A 19,466-nucleotide genomic window follows, 5' to 3' on the forward strand; every position below is an offset into this window, starting at 1 on the left:
TGAGAGTGACCTCTCAAGACAAGCGGCCCCTCAGGACAACTGCCGCAGGCCCCGGAGCAGGTCCCGGCTCTCGTCCGGGCCCGGACTGTCCTGCTGCAGCTCCTTGAGCGCCTGCTCGTACTGGGCGACGTCCTCACGCTTGTCCAGGTAGAGGGCGCTGGTCAGCTGCTCCAGGTAGACCACGTCGGACAGGTCGGCGTCGGGGAAGCTGAGAATGGTGAAGGCGCCGCTCTCGCCGGAGTGCCCGCCGAAGCCGAACGGCATGACCTGCAGCCGTACGTTGGGCCGCTCGGACAGGTCGATCAGGTGCTGGAGCTGGCCCCGCATCACCTCGCGGTCGCCGTAGGGGCGGCGCAGGGCGGCCTCGTCCAGGACGATGTGGAACTCGGGGGCGTTGTCGGAGAGCAGGTACTTCTGACGCTCCAGGCGCAGTGCGACCCGCCGCTCCACGTCGGCGGCGCTCGCGCCCTTCATACCGCGCCGGACCACGGCGCGGGCGTACTCCTCGGTCTGCAGCAGGCCGTGCACGAACTGCACCTCGTAGGCGCGGAGCAGGGAGGCGGCGCCCTCCAGGCCCACGTAGGTGGGGAACCAGGTGGGCAGGACGTCGGTGTAACTGTGCCACCAGCCCGCCACGTTGGCCTCCCGGGCGAGGGAGAGCAGAGACTCGCGCTCGGCCTCGTCGGTGATGCCGTACAGCGTCAGCAGGTCTTCCACGTCTCTGGTCTTGAAGCTCACCCGGCCCAGCTCCATCCGGCTGATCTTCGACTCGGACGCGCGGATCGAGTAACCCGCGGCCTCACGCGTGATCCCCCGTGCTTCACGCAGTCGCCTGAGTTGCGAGCCGAGCAGCATCCGCCGCACCACCGATCCGGGCTCTCCCGCGCTCACGTTCGCCAGCCTCCCCAACCGTCTTCAAGGGCCGCAGTCTGCCACTAAAACACTTCGAGCAGTACTCGTCCGGTTACGGAAACGGAAAGAGTGCGGCCGTTTCTGCCCCCTCGCTCCCCGACAAGAGGTCCGGACCACTGACGGAGGTCTGCGGGAAGATGGCAGAAAAAATGGCCAAGAAGCGGTACGGGCATGACCATTTCGGTCGCGTGCACGTGCATCTGCCCTTGCATCTGCTCTGCGCTTCCGAAACCATGGTGCCGCGCCACCGCTGCCTCGCAACGACCGCGAATTCCCGGGAGTGCCTCGCATGGGAACGAATGGATCGACCATGCTCAAGCCGTTACGGCAGGGCCTTCCGCCTCTGGACCCCACGGCCGTGTCCGATGCCGCCTCCTGCGCCCTGCCCGCCCGTTACGAGGCGGTGCGCGAGGCCCGGCGCTTCACCCGGGGCACCCTCGACCAGTGGGACGTCGGCGACCGCTTCGACGACATATGCCTCGTCGTCTCCGAACTCGTCACCAACGCGCTGCGCCACGCGACGCCGGCCGAACAGGATCGCGGGGACGAGCGCAACCCGTCCGTGCGGCTGCATCTGATGCGCTGGACCGAGCGGCTGGTGTGCGCGGTGCGCGACCCGAGCCACGAGACCCCGGTGCCGCGTGACTCGGACGACTTCTCGGCCGAGTCGGGACGGGGTCTGTTCCTGGTCGACTCCTTCGCCGACGGCTGGGGCTGGCACCCGCTCGCGGGCACGCTCCACGGCAAGGTCGTCTGGGCGATGTTCCGGCTCCTGCCGGCCGGCTGACATCCCGTCGAGCGTTCCGACGTACCGGTTCTACGCGCGTAAACCCGGTCCCCGACGGCATCGACATCGTTGCCACCGGGGAGCGCCGCGCACCGGCCGGTCAGCTCACGATCAGATGGTCGAACTCGCCGTCCTTGACGCCGAGGAGCATGGCCTCGATCTCCGCACGCGTGTAGACGAGCGCCGGTCCGTCCGGAAAACGCGAGTTGCGTACGGCGACCTCACCACCCGGCAGCCGCGCGAACTCCACACAGGACCCTTGCGAGTTGCTGTGCCTGCTCTTCTGCCAGGCCACTCCGTCCAGCTGCGTGGCAGCCATGCCGTTGTGCACGTCGTACCCCCCGTAAACGCCGTCAACGTCGCGGTCCACAGGTCGCTCCCCGGTGGTGCGTTGGCTGTTGTGGCCATAGATGCTGTAGTCAACTGAACCGGATCATAGCCCCGTTCACGTGCAGTTGCATGAGCAGATGCACGTGCACGCGCAGTGGTGCCGCGGTTACAGCTTTGACGAGCGCTTTACCCGGGCTGCCCCAGCACCTGCCCAAGAGCAGGCATGACATGCCCTCTCCAGCCCCCGTTCATGATCTTCCGCGCCATCAGCTGCGCCGGGTCGTCCGGATCGAACCCCTCGTGCACTAGGAAGAGACGCGTACCGCGCCCTTCCTGTTCCAGGGTCCAGGTGATGGTCCAGTCCGCGGGATTGGCTGGATCGGCGTCGGTCCACCGGAGGGACAGCATCCGCTCGGTGTCGTAGGCGAGCACCCGCACCCGGACGACACCGGAGAAGCGGGCGTTGGGACGCGGGACGGAGGTCATCCGGTACTCGTGGCCCACCTCGAGCCGGAAGCCCTCGGCGCCCGGCATCTGCCAGCGGGCGAGCAGTCCGGGGTCGGTCAGGGCGCGCCAGACCTTGGCGGGCGGGTGCGGGAAGAACTGGTCGACATGGATCGTGGTGAGGTCGCCCGTGTCGTCCTCGTCACCCTCGAACGGTGTGCTCATGGCTGGTCATCGTCGGGCATGCGGTCCAGCAGATCGCCGAGGCCCTTCAGCCGCTCCCGCCAGAACCGCTCGTACGGATGGAGCCAGTCCTGCACCTCGGCGAGCGGCGCCGCCTCCAGGCGGTAGATGCGCTGCCGGCCGGAGCGCTGCTCGGAGACGAGGCCGGCCTCCCGGAGCACCTTGAGGTGTTCCGAGAGGCTGGGGCGGCGCATGTCGAAGTGGTCGGCCAGCGCCTGCACGGGCTGCGGTCCGCGTTCGCGCAGCAGGCGCAGGACCTCGCGGCGGGTGGCGTTCGCGAGCGCGGCGAAGACGCGGTCCTCCGTGGCGGCCTCTTCGACCCCGGCTGCGGGCATGTCCGGCCTTTCTACTGGTGAGCCTCCGTGAGCAGCATCAGACCGTTGCCGTCCGGGTCCCGGAAGGCGGCCATCCGCCCCCAGGGGTGGTCGTCCGGACCCTGCACCTCGGCACCCGTCTCGGCGAGCCGGGCGCAGTCGGCGTCGACATCGGTCGTCACCAACATGATCCCCCGGGCCGAGCCGGGCTCGAAATCCCCCATCCCCGGCCCCGAGAGCGTGAAGACGGTCTGCGCGCCCCGGGGCGCGACCTGAAGCCACCGCCCCGGCGGCATCAGAACGTCGGCGGTGACCTCGAAGCCGAGGACGTCCCGGTAGAAGCGCAGGGCCCGGTCCTGGTCGGCGACGGGAAGGGTGACGAAAGAGGCGTGGGTGATGTGCATGCACCCACGATAGGTAGGCCATTCCCTACCGGTCAAGCGTAGGAGAATCCCTACCCATATGCGGGCGGCTGCGGGCTGCGGCCCGGAACGGGTCCGGTACCCGCCTCCCGGAGGCCCGCGGGCGGCTGCTGGTAGCTTGCTGCGGGCCGTCCGGCCGAGGGCGGCCGCCCGCTACAGCATGGGAGCTTTCCGGTGACTTCTGCGAGTGCGCGAGTGCGGAGCGCGGCCCTGGCCGCGGCGGTGGCGGGCGCGCTGACACTGACGGCGTGCAGCGGCGGCGACTCGGGGAACGGCTCACCGTCCCCCTCCTCGTCCGGCGCCTCCGCGGTCGCGTCGCCGTCGGGCTCCTCCGCCGTGACCGGCGCCTCCGACGAGCTGCAGGGCAGCTGGATCACCACGGCGGGTGGCAAGGTCGTGGCACTGGTGATCACCGGGAAGCAGGCCGGCGTCTTCGCGACCGGCGGGACCGTGTGCAGCGGGACCGCAGGCAGCGAGGCGGGCATGCGGATGATCCACCTGACCTGCGCCGACGGCAGCAAGGACCGGGTCACCGGCATGGTCGACCGGGTCGGCGCCAAGACCATGAAGGTCACCTGGTCGGGCAAGCTCGGCCAGGAGACGTACAGCAGGGCCGAGGGCGGCAAGCTGCCGTCGGGGCTGCCGACCGCGTTCACGCAGTGACGTCCGGCGCTTGGCGGTGCACCCGAAATGGTGATCCGGTGACCGGGGAGACCCCCTGCGGCGGCGGTCCGCAGGGGCTCCGGAAGCGGTGATTGGGGAGGGGCGCGCGAGCGGAGGCCGAGCGCAGGCGCCATGATGCTCATGGCACCGTCACGATCTCGTTGAGGACCGCTCATGCGCGCTTTTCCGCTCACCGTCACCGCTCTCGCCGCCGCCCTGCTGCTCACTGCCTGCGACGACGGCGGCGGCAAGAGCACCGACAAGAACAGCTCCGCCTGCGAGATCGGCGGGGTGTCGGTGCAGATCGGGTCGGCGAGCGTCGCACCGGCCGCCGGTGACGCCGGAGAGGTGCCGGTCAGCATCACCAACCAGAGCACACCGTGCACCCTCGACGACTTCCCGGGCGCCGTGCTGGAAACCGGCACCGCCAAGGAGAAGCTGCCCGTGCTCGCGGGCGCCAAGGCGCAGAAGCTGAAGCTCGCCAAGGGCGACTCGGCGTCCTTCACCATCGCCTACGTGCGCGGAAAGGAGGGCGACAAGAACGGCGTGGCGGCCAAGTCGGTGACGATCGCCCTGCCCGGCTCCGCGACGACCCGGAGCTTCCCCTGGTCCTACGGCCCCGTCGCCCTCAAGGGCAGCGGGCCGGACGCCTCCGTCAGCGCCTTCCAGCAGGTCGGGGACTGAGGCGGGCGGAGGGCCTCAGGGCAGCCGGTGCCGGCGCTCGACCTGGGCCCGGTCGGCCGCGGCCGTGCCCTCCGTCCAGCCCGCCGCGTCGCTCACGCCCCGCATCCGCGTCGTGGTGGTCTCGGGGAACATGCGCTCCAGGCGGCCGGTGACGGCCACCTCGCGCGTGGCCAGCACCGGCAGCAGGTCCCGGGTCACCTGGGTCTCGGCGACGGCCGCGAGCCGGTCGCCGACGCGGTGGGCGTAGGCGGCCAGGAACGACTGCCGGAAGGTCTTGGTCCGCTTCCGTCCGCCGGCTCTCTGGGCCGCCTCCGCCCTGGCCATCGCGTGCGTGGCCTGCACCAGCAGCGAGGTGTGGAGCAGCTCGACCGCCTCCAGGTCGGCCTCGAACCCGACGACCGTGGAGAAGCCGAGCGGTTCGTTCCACACCGCGCGGCAGTGGTTCGCGGTGGCCACGGCGTCCAGCAGGACCGCCTTGGCCTGCTCGTACGGCGGCTCCACACCGATCCGGCAGGCACCGGGCGTGTCCGGCTCGGGCGCCCCCGCGGCGAGCAGGGCCTCGTCGACGCTGTGCCGGGCCATCAGTTCCTGCGCCTTGGCGCTGAGCGCCTCGGCCTCCTCCGGGTAGCCGGTCGCCTCGGCCTTGGCGAGCAGCGCGCGGATGCGGGTGAGCGTGCGGGAGGCGCCGGGGCCGGGTGCGCGGCGGGACTCGTCCTCCAGCGGCTCCAGGGCAGGCAGGCGCAGGAGCAGGCGGTACAGCTCCAGGACGGTCGTGGCGTGCGAGAAGCGGTCCGCCCCGCGCGCGGGGTCTTCCGGCAGCGCCTCCAGCTGGGCGGCCCAGCGGCGTCCGCGCGGGCGGTCCCGGCCGGCCTGCGCCCGGATCAGCGCGGCGGCCAGGCCGACGTGCGACTCGTCCAGCTCGCGCCGCACCAGCCGGACCACGTCGGCGGGCTGCCAGCCGCGCTGCCAGGCGGCAGCCGTGAACTCCTCACCCCGCCGGGCGAGTTCGGCGTCCGCCGCGGGGTCGGCGGCGAGCAGGGAGGCGCCCGTGTCGAGGCCGGTGTCGGTGTCGTCGTACAGGGCGGCCCGGAAGGCCCGCTCGACGGTGCTGGCAGTGCTGGTCACGCCGTCGATCGTGCCATGGCCCGCCGACAGTGCGCGGAGTCCGTCCACAGGCTGTGGACAACCTCTCGGCACGGCGGGCTCGTGCGACGGGCTCCAGGGCGCGGCCCGGAGCGCCGGCGGTCGGCCACCCTGCCGCATGGGCGCGCGGCGACCGTCAACCATCGGTTGACAGCCCGAGGGGCGCAACCTACGGTTGACACATGGCGACCAACCGGAACACCACGGCGACCGTGCGCCTCGACGACCTGATCGAGGCCATCAAGAAGGCCCACAACGAGCCCCTCGAACAGCTCCAGGACGCGGTGATCGCCGCCGATCACCTCGGAGACGTGGCCGACCACCTCATCGGCCACTTCGTCGACCAGGCCCGCCGCTCCGGCGCGTCCTGGACCGACATCGGCAGGAGCATGGGCGTGACCCGGCAGGCGGCACAGAAGCGGTTCGTACCGAAGGAGTCCGCCGACCTCGACCTCAGCCAGGGCTTCAGCCGCTACACCCCACGCGCGCGAAACGTGGTCATGGCCGCGCACAGCGAGGCCGTCGCCGCCCGCACCCCGGAAGGCCGGCCCGAGCACCTGGCCCTCGGACTGCTGGCCGAGCCGGACGGCCTCGCCGCGAAGGCGATCACCGCGCAGGGCGTCCTCCTGGACGCCGTGCGGCAGACCGCCACCGCCGCGCTCCCGCCGGCCGCGGACGACGTCCCGGACCTGATCCCCTACGGCCCCGAGGCCAAGAAGGTCCTGGAACTCACCTTCCGCGAGGCCCTGCGGCTGGGCCACAACTACATCGGCACCGAGCACATCCTGCTGGCCCTTCTGGAGCACGAGAACGGCGCGGGAGTCCTCAGCGGCCTCGGCATCACCAAGGCGGCGACCGAGGAGTACGTCGGCAAGGTGCTGGCCCTGCTGCTGGAGCAGAAGAAGGAAGCGGCGGAGGCGGCCGGTTCGGCGACCGCCTCCGCCGCCTCCACGGAGGACTGAAACCGCAGGTCAGCCTCGTTGTCAGAGCTGCGTGCCACACTCGCGTCATGACCGACCGGTGGGCGCTCGCACCGGCCGAGGAGGGTGGCGTGGACGTCGCCCCCCTCGGCCCGGACGGGCTGCCCGCCGGACCGGTGCGGCGGGAGAGCGATCTCGCCGGGGCGGTGCGGAGCCGCCCGGAGGTGACGCGCTGGGTGTGGCGGTCGACCCCCGAGGTCTACCCGCGTCTGCCGCCACGGGGGTGCGAGTGGAGCGGTGCTACGACGTCGAGGACGCCGAGACCCTGCTGCTGGGCCACGAGGGCAGGTACGGCGAGCCACGCTCGGCCGTCGCCGCCCTGGCCCGCCTCCGCGGCGGCCCCGTACCGCCCGACCCGCCGCAGCGCGCGGCCGAACCGGGCGCCCAGTCCCCGCTGTTCGAACCCACCGGCACCCGTCTGCCCCTCGAGGACCTCCTCGCCGTCTACGCCGAACAGCAGCGGCGGCACGGGCAGGCCGCCCACCCCGACCGGATGCGCCTGCTGACGGCCGCCGAGTCCGCCGGGATGCTGGTGGCCGCCGAGCTGAACCACACGGGTCTGCCCTGGAGCGCCCCGGTCCACCGCGAACTGCTCCACGGCCTGCTCGGCGACCGGTACACGGGCGGAGGCGAACCGCGCCGCCTGGCCGAGCTGGCGGACGAGGTGTCCGCCGCCTTCGGCCGCCGGGTGCGGCCGGACCTGCCGGCCGACGTGACGAAGGCCTTCACGCAGGCCGGGATCAAGGTGAAGTCCACCCGCCGCTGGGAGCTCGAGTCCGTCGACCACCCGGCCGTCGCACCCCTGCTGGAGTACAAGAAGCTGTACCGCATCTGGGTGGCGCACGGCTGGTCCTGGCTGCAGGACTGGGTCCGCGACGGCCGGTTCCGGCCCGAGTTCCACGCCGGCGGGACGGTCACCGGCCGCTGGGTGACCAATGGGGGCGGCGCCCTGCAGATCCCCAAGGTGATCCGCCGGGCCGTGGTCGCCGACCCCGGCTGGCGGCTCGTGGTGGCCGACGCCGACCAGATGGAGCCGCGGGTCCTGGCCGCGATCTCCCGCGACCCCGGTCTGATGGAGGTGGCCGGCCGCGAGAGCGACCTGTACCAGTCCGTCTCCGACCGTGCCTTCTCCGGCGACCGGAACCAGGCCAAGCTCGCCGTCCTCGGGGCGGTCTACGGCCAGACCTCCGGAGACGGCCTGAAGAACCTGGCCGCGCTGCGCCGCCGCTTCCCCAGAGCCGTCGCCTACGTCGACGACGCGGCACGCGCGGGCGAGGAGGGCCGGCTGGTGCGCACCTGGCTGGGCCGGACCTGCCCGCCCGCGGCCGGCGCGGGCGGGGACGCGGCGGAGGAGGCAGGCATCCCCGTCGGCGAGGACGACACCGAGACGCAGACCGAGGCCCAGGGGTGGGTCCCCGGCCACGCCTCCGCGAACTCCCGCGCGCGGGGCCGCTTCGCGCGGAACTTCGTCGTGCAGGGCAGCGCCGCCGACTGGGCCCTGCTGCTGCTCGCCGCGCTGCGCCGGGCCTGCGCCGGGCTCAAGGCCGAACTGGTCTTCTTCCAGCACGACGAGGTGATCGTGCACTGCCCGGCCGAGGAGGCCGACGCGGTCGTCCGGGTCATCCGCGAGTCCGCCGACCTCGCCGGACGGCTGACCTTCGGCGAGACACCGGTGCGGTTCCCGTTCACCACGGCGGTGGTGGAGTGCTACGCCGACGCCAAGTGAGCACGGTACGGCGGTTTGCCGGCCGGTCGCCGGGCGCCGCCCCGTCGCCCTACGTCGGCCCGTCGCCCGTCGCCGGCCGGTCACCCTTCGCCGGCCGGTCGGCGAGCAGGGTGCGCAGTTCCGCCGACACCGTCTCCTCGTCCGTCCCGTCCAGCGCCGCGAGCGCCGCGCGCCAGACGTCGTGCGCCTCGGCCCGCCGCCCCTGCTCGCGCAGCAGCAGCCCGTGCTGGTGCCGGGCGAGACCGCCGATGTAGCGGTCGGCGCGGGCGTCGGCCCGGTGCAGCAGCTCGGCGCACTCGCGGCCCGCCCGCCTGGTGTCTCTGAGCCCGCGCAGCGCGCGAACCAGGCCGAGCCGGGTCTGCGACTCGCCGTGCCAGTCGCCATTGCCGCCGAGGATGCGCAGGCTCTCCTCGAAGTGCCGGGCGGCTGCGGCCGGTTCGCCGAGGCTGAGATGGGCGTAGCCGATGTTGCAGTGTGCCGAGTGCCGCACGACGACCGCGCCGATCGCGTCCCCGATCGCCAGCGAGCGCCGGTGCTGCTCGATGGCGGCGCGCGGGTCGGTGTGCTCGTGGAGGTTGCCGAGATGGCTGTGGGTGACGGCCTCGCCGTAGGCGTCGTTCAGCTGCCGCGAGTACGCGAGGCTCTGCCGCAGCGCCTCCTCGGACTCCGCGAACCGGCCCAGGCCCTCCAGCAGCAGCCCGCGGTTGTTCAGACAGCGCCGGATCCTGGACGCCATGCCCAGCCGCCGCCAGATCTCCAGGGCCTGGTCGGTGAGGGCGAGGGCGTCGTTCTGCCGGCCGGCCAGGAAGTGCAGGCCCGCCAGGTCGCCGAGCGCGTACGCCTCGGCGGCCGCGTCACCCAGCCGACGCGCCGCCCCGAGCGCGGCCCTCCCCAGCACCTCCAGTTCGGCGACCCGTCCGCTGCGCTGCACGTACGGATGGATCAGCCGTATGAGCGCCGACAGCTGGGCGGCCCGGCGCACGTCGGTCGTGTCCGCGTTCCGCGCCACCAGGGCGACGATGTTCTCCAGCTCCACCTCGCCCCAGGCCAGAGCGTGTTCGGCCGACTCGAAGGGCGGTATGGCGGCCAGGTCCTCGGCGTGCCCGGCCGTCTGCGCGAAGGTCGGCCGGCGCCGGTCGTCCTGGTCGAGCCCCGGCTCCACGACCGCCGTCAGCACCCGCTCGGCAACGGCGGCGTACCAGCGCAGGGCGGACAGCTCGGGGGGCGTGGGTGCCGTGGCGGGGTCCGGGCCGGGGCCCGCGGGGGCGGGTGTGCCGCCGACCGCGCCGACGGTCGGGTGGGCGCCCGGGGATGCCGGGGCGCCGGCGGCCCGGACGGTGGACCGCGCATCCGTGTCCGCCAGTTCCCGGGCGAAGTCGCGGACCAGGTCGTGGGGTGCGTAGCGGCCGTACGCCGTCTCCTCCAGCAGGGCGACGTCGACCAGGCGGTCCAGGGCGGCTTCGGCGCGGCGCTCGTCCGTGCCGGTGAGCCGGGCGATCAGCGGGGCGCCGTAGGCCGGCAGGTCGAGCGCGCCGATGTGCCGCAGGGTGAGGGCCGCGTCCCGGTCCGCCTCGCGGTCGGCGGCGGCGAGCGCGTCATGGGCGACGGCCAGGGAGCGGCGGACGCTCAGGTCGTCGTACTCCAGGTGATGCAGCCGCCCTCCGGTGGCGGCCAGTTGGCCGGCCAGGGTGTCCGGGGTGAGGGCGCGGCGGGCGGCGAGGCGGGCGGCGACCACCCGCAGCGCCAGCGGCAGCCGGCCGGTCAGCTCGACGAGGGCGTGACCGGCGTCCAGCCCCGCGCGTCCGCTGACCGCGCGCAGCAGGGCCGCGCTGTCCTCGCCGGTGAGCGGGCCGAGCGGGAAGCGCCGGGCGCCGTCGAGCGCGGTCAGCGGCGAACGGCTGGTGACGATCACCGCGCAGCCGGGGCCGGCCGGCAGCAGGGGCCGTACCTGGGCCGCGCTGGCCGCGTCGTCCAGCACCAGAAGAACCTGGGCCGGCGCCAGCAGCGAGCGGAGCAACGCGGCGGCCGCGTCCGGGTGTTCGGGGATGTTCCGGGGTTCCGTCCCGACGTCCCGCAGCAGGGCCGCGAGGGCCTGCGCGGCGGTGAGGGGGGCCATGCCGGGCGTGGCGCCGTGCAGATTGACGTAGAGCTGGCCGTCGGTGAAGCGTTCGCGCAGTTCATGGGCGACGTGCAGGGCCAGCGCGCTCTTGCCGACGCCCGCCATGCCACTGATCACCGCGACGGCGGGGGCCGGTGCGTGCGGCTCGGTCAGCGCCCGGCGCAGCTGTCCGCGCACCTCCGCACGGCCCGTGAAGTGGGCCGGCGGAGGGGGCAGTTGGGCGGGACGCGGGGTCTGCCGCGCCGCGCCGTCCGGATGCGTGGTCGCGGAGGACGCCCTCGCGGCGCCCCCGTCCGGACGGCCCGCGGCGGGCGGCTGCTGCGGCGCCGTGCCGAGGCCACGCTCCGGGGCGTCGCCGTACTCCGCCCCCGGCCGCGGCTCCCCGTCGCTTTCCCGCAGCACCTCGGCGTGCGCCGCCCGGACCGCCGGTCCGGGCTCGACGCCGAGCTCCTCGACCAGCCGGGCACGCAGGTCGCGGTGGACGGCCAGGGCCTCGGCCTGCCGGCCGGTGCGGTGCAGGGCGAGCATCAGCTGCCGGTGGTACGCCTCGCGCAGCGGATACTCGGCGACGAGGGCCGTCAGTTCGGGCACGAGTGCGGCCAGCCGGGCGCCGCCCAGGGCCACTTCGGCGTCGTAGCGCCACTCCAGCAGGAGCCGTCGCGCCTCTTCCAGACGCTCCACGAGGGCGTAGCCGCCGAAGTCGGCGGGGAGCCCGCCGAGCGGGGTGCCGCGCCAGAGCGCGAGTGCCGCGGTGCAGGCCCGCACCACGCCCGGCCACTCGCGCCGCGCGTGTGCGGCGCGCGCCTCGGTGACCTGGCCGTCGAACACGTGCACGTCCAACTCGCCGTGGTCGACGCGCAGCAGATACCCCGGCGGTACGGCCCTGAGCCGGTCGGGGTCGTCCAGGAGCCGGCGCAGCCGGGCGACGTGGTTGTGCAGGGACGCCTGTGCGGAGACGGGCGGCGCCCCGCCCCACAGGGCGTCCTTCAGGGACTCGACCGACACCACCCGTCCGGGCTCCAGCAGCAGGGCGGCGAGAAGGGCGCGCACCTTGGGGCTGCCGATGGCACGGACACCCTCGTCGCGGGCGTCGGCGGACGCCGCCACGTCGGAGGAGGGGTCGTACGAGATCTCGTACGGCGGTCGGTCGTAGAGGACCGGGGGTCCCAGCAGTCCGAACCGCAGCTCGTACCGCCGCATCACGCCGCCCACTGCCTTCCCGCACGGCCCGCACCGGCCACGCTCCGGGGCGGCCTTCCGCCCACCGTTCCTGGCGGAATTCCGCCTGCCCACAACGGTTTCCCGCCACCGTCGATCGCCGACCTGGTCTCCGGAACCGCCCGTCCGGCGGCGCTTTCCCGATGCCGCCCGACGACTTCCGGCCAACCGGTCCGCGACCTGCTGTCGAACCGTTGGCCACATGTTAGCGATCCGTTGGCGTCCCCTGATGTGATCATGTCCATCGGAACCGGCCCGACGGCGCGCGCGTAGTCGCGTAGCTCGGGGGAGTGTCGCCGCAGGCCGGATCCGGGGGCACAGAGGGGCCCCGGTCGGCGGAGGTGAACGACCGGGGCTCCGTCCCGTTCCCGTGCGCGGGACTCGCGTGCCTCAGATCACCGGCGGGCGTCCGAGCCGGGTCAGCCGCCAGACCGTACGCCAGCGCATCGGCCGCCGCTCGCCGGCCGGCTCCCGCAGACCTTCCACGAACCCGCCGAACCACGCCTTCAGTCCCGCGGTGGAACGGGTGCGGGCGAGGGTGAGCAGCGTCCACACCCCGAGGTGCACGGGAACGAGCGGCAGGGGCAGCCGACGCCGGGCGAGCCAGACGCGGTTGCGGGCGTTGACCCGGTAGTAGATGGCGTGCCGGGCCGGAGAGGTCTTGGGGTGCTGGAGCAGCAGCTCGGGTGCGTAGAGGATGGTCCAGCCGGCGTCGGCGGCCCGCCAGGCGAGGTCCGTCTCCTCGTGCGCGAAGAAGAACTCGGCGGGCCAGTCCCCGGTCTCGGCCAGCATCGTCATGCGCAGGGCGTGCCCGCCGCCGAGGAACCCGGTGACCCGGCCGCCGCGCAGCGGGTCGGACTTCCCCACCCGGGGCACGTGCCGCTGCTGCGTCTCGCCGTGCTCGTCGGCGATACGGAAGCCGACGATGCCGAGGCGGGGGTCGGCGTCGTACAACTCGGCCACGCGGCGCAGCACATCGGGGTCGACGAGCAGCCCGTCGTCGTCCAGTTCCACCACGACGTCGACGTCCCCGTACTCCCGCAATCGGGCCAGGGCGACGTTCCGCCCACCCGGACACCCCAGGTTCTCGTCCACGTCGAGGGTGGTGACCTCACCGGGCAGGCCGAGCCGCCGGGCGAACTCGGGCAGCCGGCAGCCGTTGCCGACGATCACGATCCGGACCGGGGGGAGATCCTGCTTGGCGACGGACTCCAGGAGGGCGTCGACCTCGGCGGGCCGGTTGCCCATGGTGACCACGGCGACGGCGATCCTCGGCTCCACCACGTCCCTCATTCCATCCGGCCGACGGCGGCACCGCACCTGACCGCGCGGCGCCCGCTGTTCACCACGATGTTGCCCCAGGTCCGCGGGTTCAGCTGATACCGATTCACTTTGCGGTGGCTTTGCTCCGGTTTTGTCCGCCGCATTCCCACCCGCCGCGCACGCACGCGAAGCCTTCCGGGACCGAACGACAGAACCCCAGGTCAGTTGACGCCTGACCTGGGGTCTGCGTGGAGCCGCTTTCGGGATGCGAACCCGAGACCTACGCTTGCGAGTTGTGCGATCTTGCTCCGGGGACGTCCACGGCGGTCCAGGTGGCTGACTTCGCACCTGCTCACGAGGCTTCCTTGACTCCGCTGGACCGGGCTGCACGCTCTAGTAGAAGAGAGCCAGGCCCCAACCAGCGGTGAATATGACTTCTCCAGCCCGCTGGGGAGGATTCTGGTTCGCGACGGCGACGGCGTCCTGGGGTGTGGCATAAAACCCCATCCAACGCCAGCGCTTTTCCTCGGCGAGACCCACCGTTTGCTCCTTGAGTGCGATCCCTTCCTCTCGAGACAGAAAGGCGGGGATCTGGTCTTCGTTTTTACCGGTCATGGCACTAACGCTCCTTCTCGCTACCGTGCGAACGATGGGGGGCGCCTCCCCCTGACCGAGCGAGGCGCCATTCAGCGTGGGTCACCCTTCGGGCTGGAGGAACAGTTTCCGATTGCGCCACCAGCCCCATACGGTGATGCGGTTGAGCCCTTTCCGGCGCCGGCCGCAGCTTCCGCACTCAGGGATGCGCGCCCGGCGCGTGAAGGCGGAGATCACGTCACCCAGGCCGACCGCGCTCTTTCGCTGATGGTCTGCACCGAGTGCAGGGACCTGACTTTCGAGGCTTTCCCAGCTCACGGGTATACCCGGAACGATCTCGATGAGCTTTTTTTCCTTTTCGCTCAGGATCACTACGTCCGGATATGTGAGGAGCTTCTCGGCAGCCTCTCCGTCAATGATCCCGACGTATGCCATCTCGCTGCCACGGACGATGATCGCGTTGGGAACATCGTATTTCAGCGACGGCAGCGTATTTCTTCCCGCTTGCTGTTCGACTGGCACGGTCAGCCAGTGGATGACGGTTTTCACGTCGCGATCTCCCGTGTCACGTGTGGCAGCATCCGGTGACGACGCTGCAGAGCCAGCCGCAATCGCACGCCACGCAGGCGGCGCACTTGGCTGCGCAGAGCCCACAAGTGGCTGCCAGGCAGGCGACCACCGCGGGCAAGGCGCCCAGCGGGAGGCAGCTTCCCAGCGCCCCCAGGCAGGTGCCGCCGCAGCTGCTCCCGAGACAGTTTCTGAAGGCGTCCCAGAGGCCGCGGACAGCGATGAGGTCCCCGCTCGGGTCGAGCTCGTACTCATCGGCGCCGAGCCAGCCCCCGTCCCCGGCCCTCTGGACGAGGGCCCTCGCCACCGTCTCCTCCGTCGAAGCGGCGGCTCCTGCCGCCGGGTAGGTGGCGATCGTGGCGGCCATGAGGCCTATCCGCTGATCATCCGTGCTCGGCGCCTCGCCGAACACAAGCCTGGCGGTGTACCGCGCCACACTCAGACCAGTTTCCCGATCACGTACCGCGCGTTCGAACTGGGCGCTGTATTCCAGGCCAACAGCGCTTGCGATCTCGTCCGACGAGCTAGTCGCGTACTGCGTGGAAAGGGCGTGCTGCAGTTCGTGCAGCCTCACCTCCTGGTCGGCACGCAGCAGATCGAAATGATTCTGCGCGGACTCCTGGGTCAGCACTGTCCCCTGCTCCCAGACGACGTTAGGGCTCCCCATCTCCTTCTCCTCTCTTCCTGCGGATTTGGGCGACTACCCAAAGGGTCGCTCACCCGGCGACATTCACATCATGTACCGAACGGAGTTGACCCGCACGCTGAAACAATTCTGCTACTGGTTCCCTTTTTGACTGCTCGTAAGTTGCAAGCTAAATACGCCATAGTGAGCGTCGTGCGTACAAAAGGAACTGTGCCTGTGACGGTGCGCCTGCCGTACGGCACTCGGGTGCAGCTACATCAGTTGTTGAATAACGAAAGGAGATTGTCCAAGGAGCTTGCAGATAGCAGACAGTTGGACCTGTCCGGCCTCACTCAGCGCGAAGTCGCAGCCGTACGCGCGGCACGACGTCGTCAACTGTTCAGGGCCCGTGAACGCGGTGAACTCCTGGACTCTGTGGACCGGTTGGCGGCTCTGGGCGTACTGCGCGAACTGCAATCGCGGGGATGGGACCGCTCCTGGCCGGATTACCCGGAGGAGGCCCGCGGTCCGGGTCGATGGCCCGGTTCACAGGACGGAGGATTTCCCGAAAAGATGTCGCTGCGACTTCCGGTTGACCTGGAACACCGGGTCCGGTCTGCGTGTTGGTACACATCAGCCGACGCCATCGCGGCCCTTCTCGACTGGCGGGACCGGTATCCACAGATCGTTCGGCGTCGCCGTGAAGCGCCTGCCGGCCAGGAAGACGCCCTGCGGGAATACCGCCGACTCGCAGCTCGCGTCACCACCACCGGTGACGTCTGGCGAGCGGGAATCCGTCGCGGGATCGAGGCCCGCAGTGTCTGAGACAGCGGAGACCCTGCCGATCGTTCTCGGCTCCCCGCCGGACGCGGCGTCCTCATCGACTGGGGCCGCACCAGCGTCGCCCGCTCCATCGAAATGACCCCAAGCAGCCCGCTCACGCTCTCGGTGCCCCGAGCACCCTGCTCGGGGCGGTACGTCAAGGGCCGGTCTCACCTGTCCAAGGACGCCATGCCGCGTCATGGGCGAGTTCTTCGTGCCGCCGTAGTCGGCCCCTGGTCCGGGCCCACTGAGACCACCGACACCCGCGCGGCGCGTCCTCTTCGCCGCCACCACATCCGCTGGACAAAAAACCCCAGCTCAGATCGATCTGAGCTGGGGTTCCAGTGGAGCCGCTTTCGGGATTCGAACCCGAGACCTACGCATTACGAGTGCGTTGCTCTGGCCATCTGAGCTAAAGCGGCGCGCTGTCCGCACCATGGTGCGATCAGCAACGTCGGTAAGTCTACACAGTTTCGAGGGGTGCTTCGTACCCGCCCCGGGGCGGAGGGCCCCGGGGCGGGCGGCAGGGCTATGAGCAGCGCTTTCCCGCGGCCGGCGGGGTTCCGCGCAGCAGGTAGGTGTTGATCGCGGTGTCGATGCAGGTGCTGCCGCGGCCGTAGGCGGTGTGGCCGTCCCCGACGTAGGTCAGGAGGCGGGCCGAGGAGAGCTGGCGGGACAGGGACTGCGCCCAGCGGTAGGGGGTCGCGGGGTCCCGGGTGGTGCCGACCACGACGATCGGCGCCGCGCCCTTCGCCTCGATCCGGTGCGGTTCGCCCGTGGCCTTCACCGGCCAGTACGCGCAGTTCAGCGAGGCCCAGGCCAGGCCGTCACCGAAGACCGGGGACGCCTTGTCGAACGCGGGCAGCGCCTTCCTCACCTGGTCGGGGCCGGAGAAGGCCGGCGGCAGGTCGAGGCAGTTCACGGCCGCGTTGGCCATCATCAGGTTGCTGTAGCCGCCGTTCTCGTCCCGCTCGTAGTAGCTGTCGGAGAGCGCGAGCAGACCCGAGCCGTCGTTGTCCCTCATCGCCTGGCCCAGCGCCTCGCGCAACTGCTCCCAGGTCGCCTCGTCGTACATCGCCGCGATCACCCCGGTGGTGGCCAGCGACTCACCGAGCTTGCGGCCGTCCTTGTCGCCCGCCGGGATGGGGTGGGCGTCCAGCTTGCGGAAGAACGCCTTGAGGTGCTCGCCGACCTGCGCGGGCGTCGTGCCCCTGCCGCCGAGCGGGCAGTCGGTGTGCCGGACGCAGTCCTTCGCGAACGCCTGGAACGCCGTCTCGAAGCCCGCCGTCTGGTCCAGGTTGAGCCTGCGGGCGTCGAGGCTCGGATCCATCGCGCCGTCCAGGACCACGCGGCCGACGCGCTCCGGGAACAGACCGGCGTAGGTCGCCCCGAGGAAGGTGCCGTACGACGCCCCGACGTAGTTCAGCTTCTGGTCGCCCAGCACCGCCCGCAGGATGTCCATGTCCCGTGCCGCCTCGACGGTGGAGACGTGCCGGAGCAACCGCGCAGAGTGCGCGCCGCAGCTCTCCGCGAACTTCTTGTCCGCCGTGACGACGGCGTCCCGCTCCTTCTGGTCGTCGGGTGTCATGTCCGTCTGCGTGTACGCGTCCATCTGGCGTCCGCCGAGGCACTTGACGGGCTCGCTGCGGGCGACGCCCCGCGGGTCCATCGCGACCATGTCGTAGCGGGCGCGGACGTCCGCCGGGTAGCCGATGCCCGCGTACTGCTGGAGGTAGTCGACGGCCGAGCCGCCCGGGCCGCCGGGGTTGACCAGCAGCGAGCCGATCGGTCTGGCCTTTCCGGTGGCCTTCTTGCGGGCGACCGCGAGGCGGATGTCGCCCGCACCGGGCCTGTCGTAGTCCAGCGGGGCCTTGAGCGTCGCGCACTGGAACCCGGGTGCGCCGCAGTCGCGCCACTTCAGGGTCTGCGAGTAGTACGGCGCCAGCGCCGAGGGCGTCGAACGCGGCAGCGCGGCCAGCGCCGCCTCCACCGTCCCGCCCGCCGACGTGGTCGAACCGCCGGCGGAGCAGGCGGAGATCAGCAGGGCGGCCGCGGTGAGGAGCGAGGCGGTGAGGCGGGCCGTCGTCCGGGTGCGGGTGCCCCGGGTACGGCGGGGTGGTCGGCGGTGGGCGGAAGGCCAGGTCTGCATCAGGCGAGCGTAACGCTGCGCGATCGATCGAGTGCGGTACGTGCGCTTTGTGGCTCGTACGGGGGACGGCACCGGGGGCGCGACCGGAGCTCCGGCACCCTCGGGGATCCGGTGAGCGGGTCCGGCACCCCTGCGATCACCCATGCGATCCTCCAGACCTTCGCCGGCCCGTCACCCCCCTCGGTCACCCCGGTCCCGGGGTCCCGTCCGCGGCGTCCGGGCCCCTCAGCCCGCCCGCAGTGCCATCGTCATCGCCTCCACCGCCAGCAGCGGAGCCACGTTGCGGTCGAGGGCGTCCCGGCAGCCGGCGATCGCCTCGATCCGGCGGAGGGTGGACTCCGGCGTGCTGCCGCGGGCCAGCCGCTCCAGGGCGTCCTCGGCGTCGGCGTTGGCGATGGCCACGCGGGAGCCGAGCTGGAGGGCGAGGACGTCGCGGTAGAAGGCGGTGAGGTCACCGAGGGCGACGTCGAGGCTGTCGCGCTGCGTACGGGTCCTGCGGCGCTTCTGCATGTCCTCCAGGTCCTTCATCACGCCCGCCGTGCCGCGCGGCAGCCGCCCGCCCTGCGCGGCGCCCAGCGCGGCCTTCAGCTCCTCGGCCTCCTTGCCGTCCATCTCCTCGGCGAGCTGCTTGGCGTCCTCGGCGGCCGCGTCGACCAGCTCCTGCGCGGCCCGCAGACAGGCGCCGACCTCGTCCAGGCGCAGCGGCAGCTTCAGCACGGCGGCCCGGCGTTCGCGGGCCGCCGGGTCGGTGGCCAGCCGGCGGGCCCGGTCGGCATGGCCCTGGGTGGCCCGCGCGGCGGCCGTGGCGACCGCCGGTTCGACGCCGTCGCGGCGGATGAGCATGTCGGCGATCGCGTCCACCGAGGGCGTACGCAGGGTCAGGTGCCGGCAGCGGGAGCGGATGGTCGGCAGGACGTCCTCGACGGAGGGGGCGCACAGCAGCCACACCGTGCGAGGGGCGGGCTCCTCCACGGCCTTGAGGACCGCGTTGGCCGACTTCTCGTTCAGCCGCTCGGCGTCCTCGACGAGGATGATCTGCCAGCGGCCGTTCGCCGGGGCGGTGAACGACTTGCGGACCGTGTCCCGCATGTCCTTGACCAGGATCTCCGCGCCGACCGCCGCGACCGGGTTGACGTCGGCGTGCGTGCCGAGCAGGGCGGTGTGGCAGCCGTCGCAGAAGCCGCAGCCGGGGGCACCGCCCAGGGCGCGGTCGGGACTCACGCACTGCAGGGCGGCGGCGAACGCCCGGGCCGCCTGGTTGCGACCCGCGCCGGGCGGGCCCGTGAACAGCCAGGCGTGCGTCATCCCGGACGTCTCGGGCAGCGGCTCGTCGGCCGCGGCGGCGGTGACGAGGGCGTCGGCGTCCCGCGCGGCGGCACCGAGCACCGCGCTCACCTTCTCCTGCCCGACGAGGTCGTCCCACACGGTCATGGGTCACGCCGCCCTTCCGTCACACTGCGC

At 72.0% G+C, this 19,466-nt stretch carries 18 protein-coding genes, 1 tRNA gene and 1 pseudogene; 6 read left to right on the plus strand and 14 right to left on the minus strand.

The genetic code is table 11. The features are described from left to right. Window positions 1-30: 30 nt before the first annotated feature. On the minus strand, window positions 31-855 hold the full coding sequence (locus ACF08B_RS34825) for a helix-turn-helix domain-containing protein (RefSeq protein ID WP_392321072.1): 825 nt from the start codon (window positions 853-855) through the stop codon (window positions 31-33). 367 nt (window positions 856-1,222) lie between these two features. Here ACF08B_RS34825 and ACF08B_RS34830 point away from each other — a divergent pair, with 367 nt between their 5' ends. Then, window positions 1,223-1,699 carry an ATP-binding protein gene (locus tag ACF08B_RS34830; protein ID WP_392321036.1) on the plus strand — a complete coding sequence of 159 codons (477 nt, stop codon included), beginning with the start codon at window positions 1,223-1,225 and terminating at the stop codon, window positions 1,697-1,699. Window positions 1,700-1,799: 100 nt separating this feature from the next. On the opposite strand, the gene ACF08B_RS34835 is transcribed toward ACF08B_RS34830, so the two are convergent. From ACF08B_RS34835 to ACF08B_RS34850, 4 genes are all read right to left on the minus strand, one after another. Next, window positions 1,800-2,069 (minus strand): DUF397 domain-containing protein, encoded by a 270-nt coding sequence (locus ACF08B_RS34835; RefSeq protein WP_093476636.1) that lies wholly within the window; start codon window positions 2,067-2,069, stop codon window positions 1,800-1,802. A 146-nt stretch (window positions 2,070-2,215) separates the two neighbouring features. Beyond that, window positions 2,216-2,698, minus strand: coding sequence for an SRPBCC domain-containing protein (locus ACF08B_RS34840; RefSeq protein WP_392321037.1), 483 nt, complete (start codon window positions 2,696-2,698; stop codon window positions 2,216-2,218). Continuing rightward, complete coding sequence (locus tag ACF08B_RS34845) at window positions 2,695-3,051, minus strand: ArsR/SmtB family transcription factor (RefSeq protein WP_392321038.1); 357 nt, start codon at window positions 3,049-3,051, stop codon at window positions 2,695-2,697. Before ACF08B_RS34845 ends, ACF08B_RS34840 begins: the two co-directional genes overlap by 4 nt. 11 nt (window positions 3,052-3,062) lie before the next feature. Next, window positions 3,063-3,434: a VOC family protein gene (locus ACF08B_RS34850; protein ID WP_392321039.1), complete on the minus strand. Its 372-nt coding sequence runs from the start codon at window positions 3,432-3,434 to the stop codon at window positions 3,063-3,065. A 192-nt stretch (window positions 3,435-3,626) separates the two neighbouring features. Between ACF08B_RS34850 and ACF08B_RS34855 the strand changes: the two genes are divergently transcribed. Both ACF08B_RS34855 and ACF08B_RS34860 read left to right on the plus strand, forming a co-directional pair. Further along, complete coding sequence (locus tag ACF08B_RS34855) at window positions 3,627-4,115, plus strand: hypothetical protein (protein WP_392321040.1); 489 nt, start codon at window positions 3,627-3,629, stop codon at window positions 4,113-4,115. A 174-nt stretch (window positions 4,116-4,289) separates the two neighbouring features. Beyond that, window positions 4,290-4,799 carry a DUF4232 domain-containing protein gene (locus ACF08B_RS34860; protein WP_392321041.1) on the plus strand — a complete coding sequence of 170 codons (510 nt, stop codon included), beginning with the start codon at window positions 4,290-4,292 and terminating at the stop codon, window positions 4,797-4,799. A gap of 15 nt (window positions 4,800-4,814) precedes the next feature. Here ACF08B_RS34860 and ACF08B_RS34865 read toward each other — a convergent pair whose 3' ends face one another. Next, on the minus strand, window positions 4,815-5,924 hold the full coding sequence (locus ACF08B_RS34865) for a DUF2786 domain-containing protein (protein ID WP_392321042.1): 1,110 nt from the start codon (window positions 5,922-5,924) through the stop codon (window positions 4,815-4,817). 200 nt (window positions 5,925-6,124) lie between these two features. Between ACF08B_RS34865 and ACF08B_RS34870 the strand changes: the two genes are divergently transcribed. Both ACF08B_RS34870 and ACF08B_RS34875 read left to right on the plus strand, forming a co-directional pair. Further along, a complete protein-coding gene (locus ACF08B_RS34870; protein WP_392321043.1) occupies window positions 6,125-6,904 on the plus strand; it encodes a Clp protease N-terminal domain-containing protein in 780 nt (259 codons plus the stop codon). Window positions 6,905-6,951: 47 nt separating this feature from the next. Further along, window positions 6,952-8,648 (plus strand): annotated as a pseudogene (locus ACF08B_RS34875) (bifunctional 3'-5' exonuclease/DNA polymerase). A gap of 49 nt (window positions 8,649-8,697) precedes the next feature. On the opposite strand, the gene ACF08B_RS34880 reads toward ACF08B_RS34875, so the two are convergent. The 5 genes from ACF08B_RS34880 to ACF08B_RS34900 form a co-directional block, all read right to left on the minus strand. Further along, window positions 8,698-11,967 (minus strand): BTAD domain-containing putative transcriptional regulator, encoded by a 3,270-nt coding sequence (locus ACF08B_RS34880; RefSeq protein WP_392321073.1) that lies wholly within the window; start codon window positions 11,965-11,967, stop codon window positions 8,698-8,700. A gap of 408 nt (window positions 11,968-12,375) precedes the next feature. Then, a complete protein-coding gene (locus ACF08B_RS34885; protein ID WP_392321044.1) occupies window positions 12,376-13,269 on the minus strand; it encodes a glycosyltransferase family 2 protein in 894 nt (297 codons plus the stop codon). A 372-nt stretch (window positions 13,270-13,641) separates the two neighbouring features. Then, window positions 13,642-13,863, minus strand: a complete 222-nt coding sequence (locus ACF08B_RS34890; RefSeq protein ID WP_392321045.1) for a hypothetical protein — start codon at window positions 13,861-13,863, stop codon at window positions 13,642-13,644. A gap of 81 nt (window positions 13,864-13,944) precedes the next feature. Further along, window positions 13,945-14,391, minus strand: a complete 447-nt coding sequence (locus ACF08B_RS34895; protein ID WP_392321046.1) for a hypothetical protein — start codon at window positions 14,389-14,391, stop codon at window positions 13,945-13,947. A gap of 16 nt (window positions 14,392-14,407) precedes the next feature. Then, window positions 14,408-15,040 (minus strand): hypothetical protein, encoded by a 633-nt coding sequence (locus ACF08B_RS34900; RefSeq protein ID WP_392321047.1) that lies wholly within the window; start codon window positions 15,038-15,040, stop codon window positions 14,408-14,410. Between the two features lie 231 nt (window positions 15,041-15,271). Between ACF08B_RS34900 and ACF08B_RS34905 the strand changes: the two genes are divergently transcribed. Then, a complete protein-coding gene (locus ACF08B_RS34905; RefSeq protein ID WP_392321048.1) occupies window positions 15,272-15,859 on the plus strand; it encodes a hypothetical protein in 588 nt (195 codons plus the stop codon). Window positions 15,860-16,201: 342 nt separating this feature from the next. On the opposite strand, the gene ACF08B_RS34910 is transcribed toward ACF08B_RS34905, so the two are convergent. From ACF08B_RS34910 to ACF08B_RS34920, 3 genes are all read right to left on the minus strand, one after another. Beyond that, window positions 16,202-16,278: transfer RNA gene (locus ACF08B_RS34910), tRNA-Thr, on the minus strand. A 107-nt stretch (window positions 16,279-16,385) separates the two neighbouring features. After that, window positions 16,386-18,005, minus strand: coding sequence for an alpha/beta hydrolase (locus ACF08B_RS34915; RefSeq protein ID WP_392321049.1), 1,620 nt, complete (start codon window positions 18,003-18,005; stop codon window positions 16,386-16,388). Between the two features lie 225 nt (window positions 18,006-18,230). Next, complete coding sequence (locus tag ACF08B_RS34920; protein ID WP_392321050.1) at window positions 18,231-19,436, minus strand: DNA polymerase III subunit delta'; 1,206 nt, start codon at window positions 19,434-19,436, stop codon at window positions 18,231-18,233. Between the last annotated feature and the right edge of the window lie 30 nt (window positions 19,437-19,466).

This window comes from Streptomyces sp. NPDC015139 (genome assembly GCF_043079785.1).
Lineage (GTDB): Bacteria > Actinomycetota > Actinomycetes > Streptomycetales > Streptomycetaceae > Streptomyces > Streptomyces albidocamelliae.

Bases quoted from the DNA above. Each gene is read 5' to 3' on its own strand.
- ACF08B_RS34825 (WP_392321072.1), bottom strand. From the start codon at position 855: ATGCTGCTCGGCTCGCAACTCAGGCGACTGCGTGAAGCACGGGGGATC.
- ACF08B_RS34915 (WP_392321049.1), bottom strand. From the start codon at position 18,005: ATGCAGACCTGGCCTTCCGCCCACCGCCGACCACCCCGCCGTACCCGG.
- ACF08B_RS34860 (WP_392321041.1), top strand. From the start codon at position 4,290: ATGCGCGCTTTTCCGCTCACCGTCACCGCTCTCGCCGCCGCCCTGCTG.
- ACF08B_RS34830 (WP_392321036.1), top strand. From the start codon at position 1,223: ATGCTCAAGCCGTTACGGCAGGGCCTTCCGCCTCTGGACCCCACGGCC.
- ACF08B_RS34850 (WP_392321039.1), bottom strand. From the start codon at position 3,434: ATGCACATCACCCACGCCTCTTTCGTCACCCTTCCCGTCGCCGACCAG.
- ACF08B_RS34920 (WP_392321050.1), bottom strand. From the start codon at position 19,436: ATGACCGTGTGGGACGACCTCGTCGGGCAGGAGAAGGTGAGCGCGGTG.
- ACF08B_RS34840 (WP_392321037.1), bottom strand. From the start codon at position 2,698: ATGAGCACACCGTTCGAGGGTGACGAGGACGACACGGGCGACCTCACC.
- ACF08B_RS34880 (WP_392321073.1), bottom strand. From the start codon at position 11,967: ATGCGGCGGTACGAGCTGCGGTTCGGACTGCTGGGACCCCCGGTCCTC.
- ACF08B_RS34890 (WP_392321045.1), bottom strand. From the start codon at position 13,863: ATGACCGGTAAAAACGAAGACCAGATCCCCGCCTTTCTGTCTCGAGAG.
- ACF08B_RS34870 (WP_392321043.1), top strand. From the start codon at position 6,125: ATGGCGACCAACCGGAACACCACGGCGACCGTGCGCCTCGACGACCTG.
- ACF08B_RS34845 (WP_392321038.1), bottom strand. From the start codon at position 3,051: ATGCCCGCAGCCGGGGTCGAAGAGGCCGCCACGGAGGACCGCGTCTTC.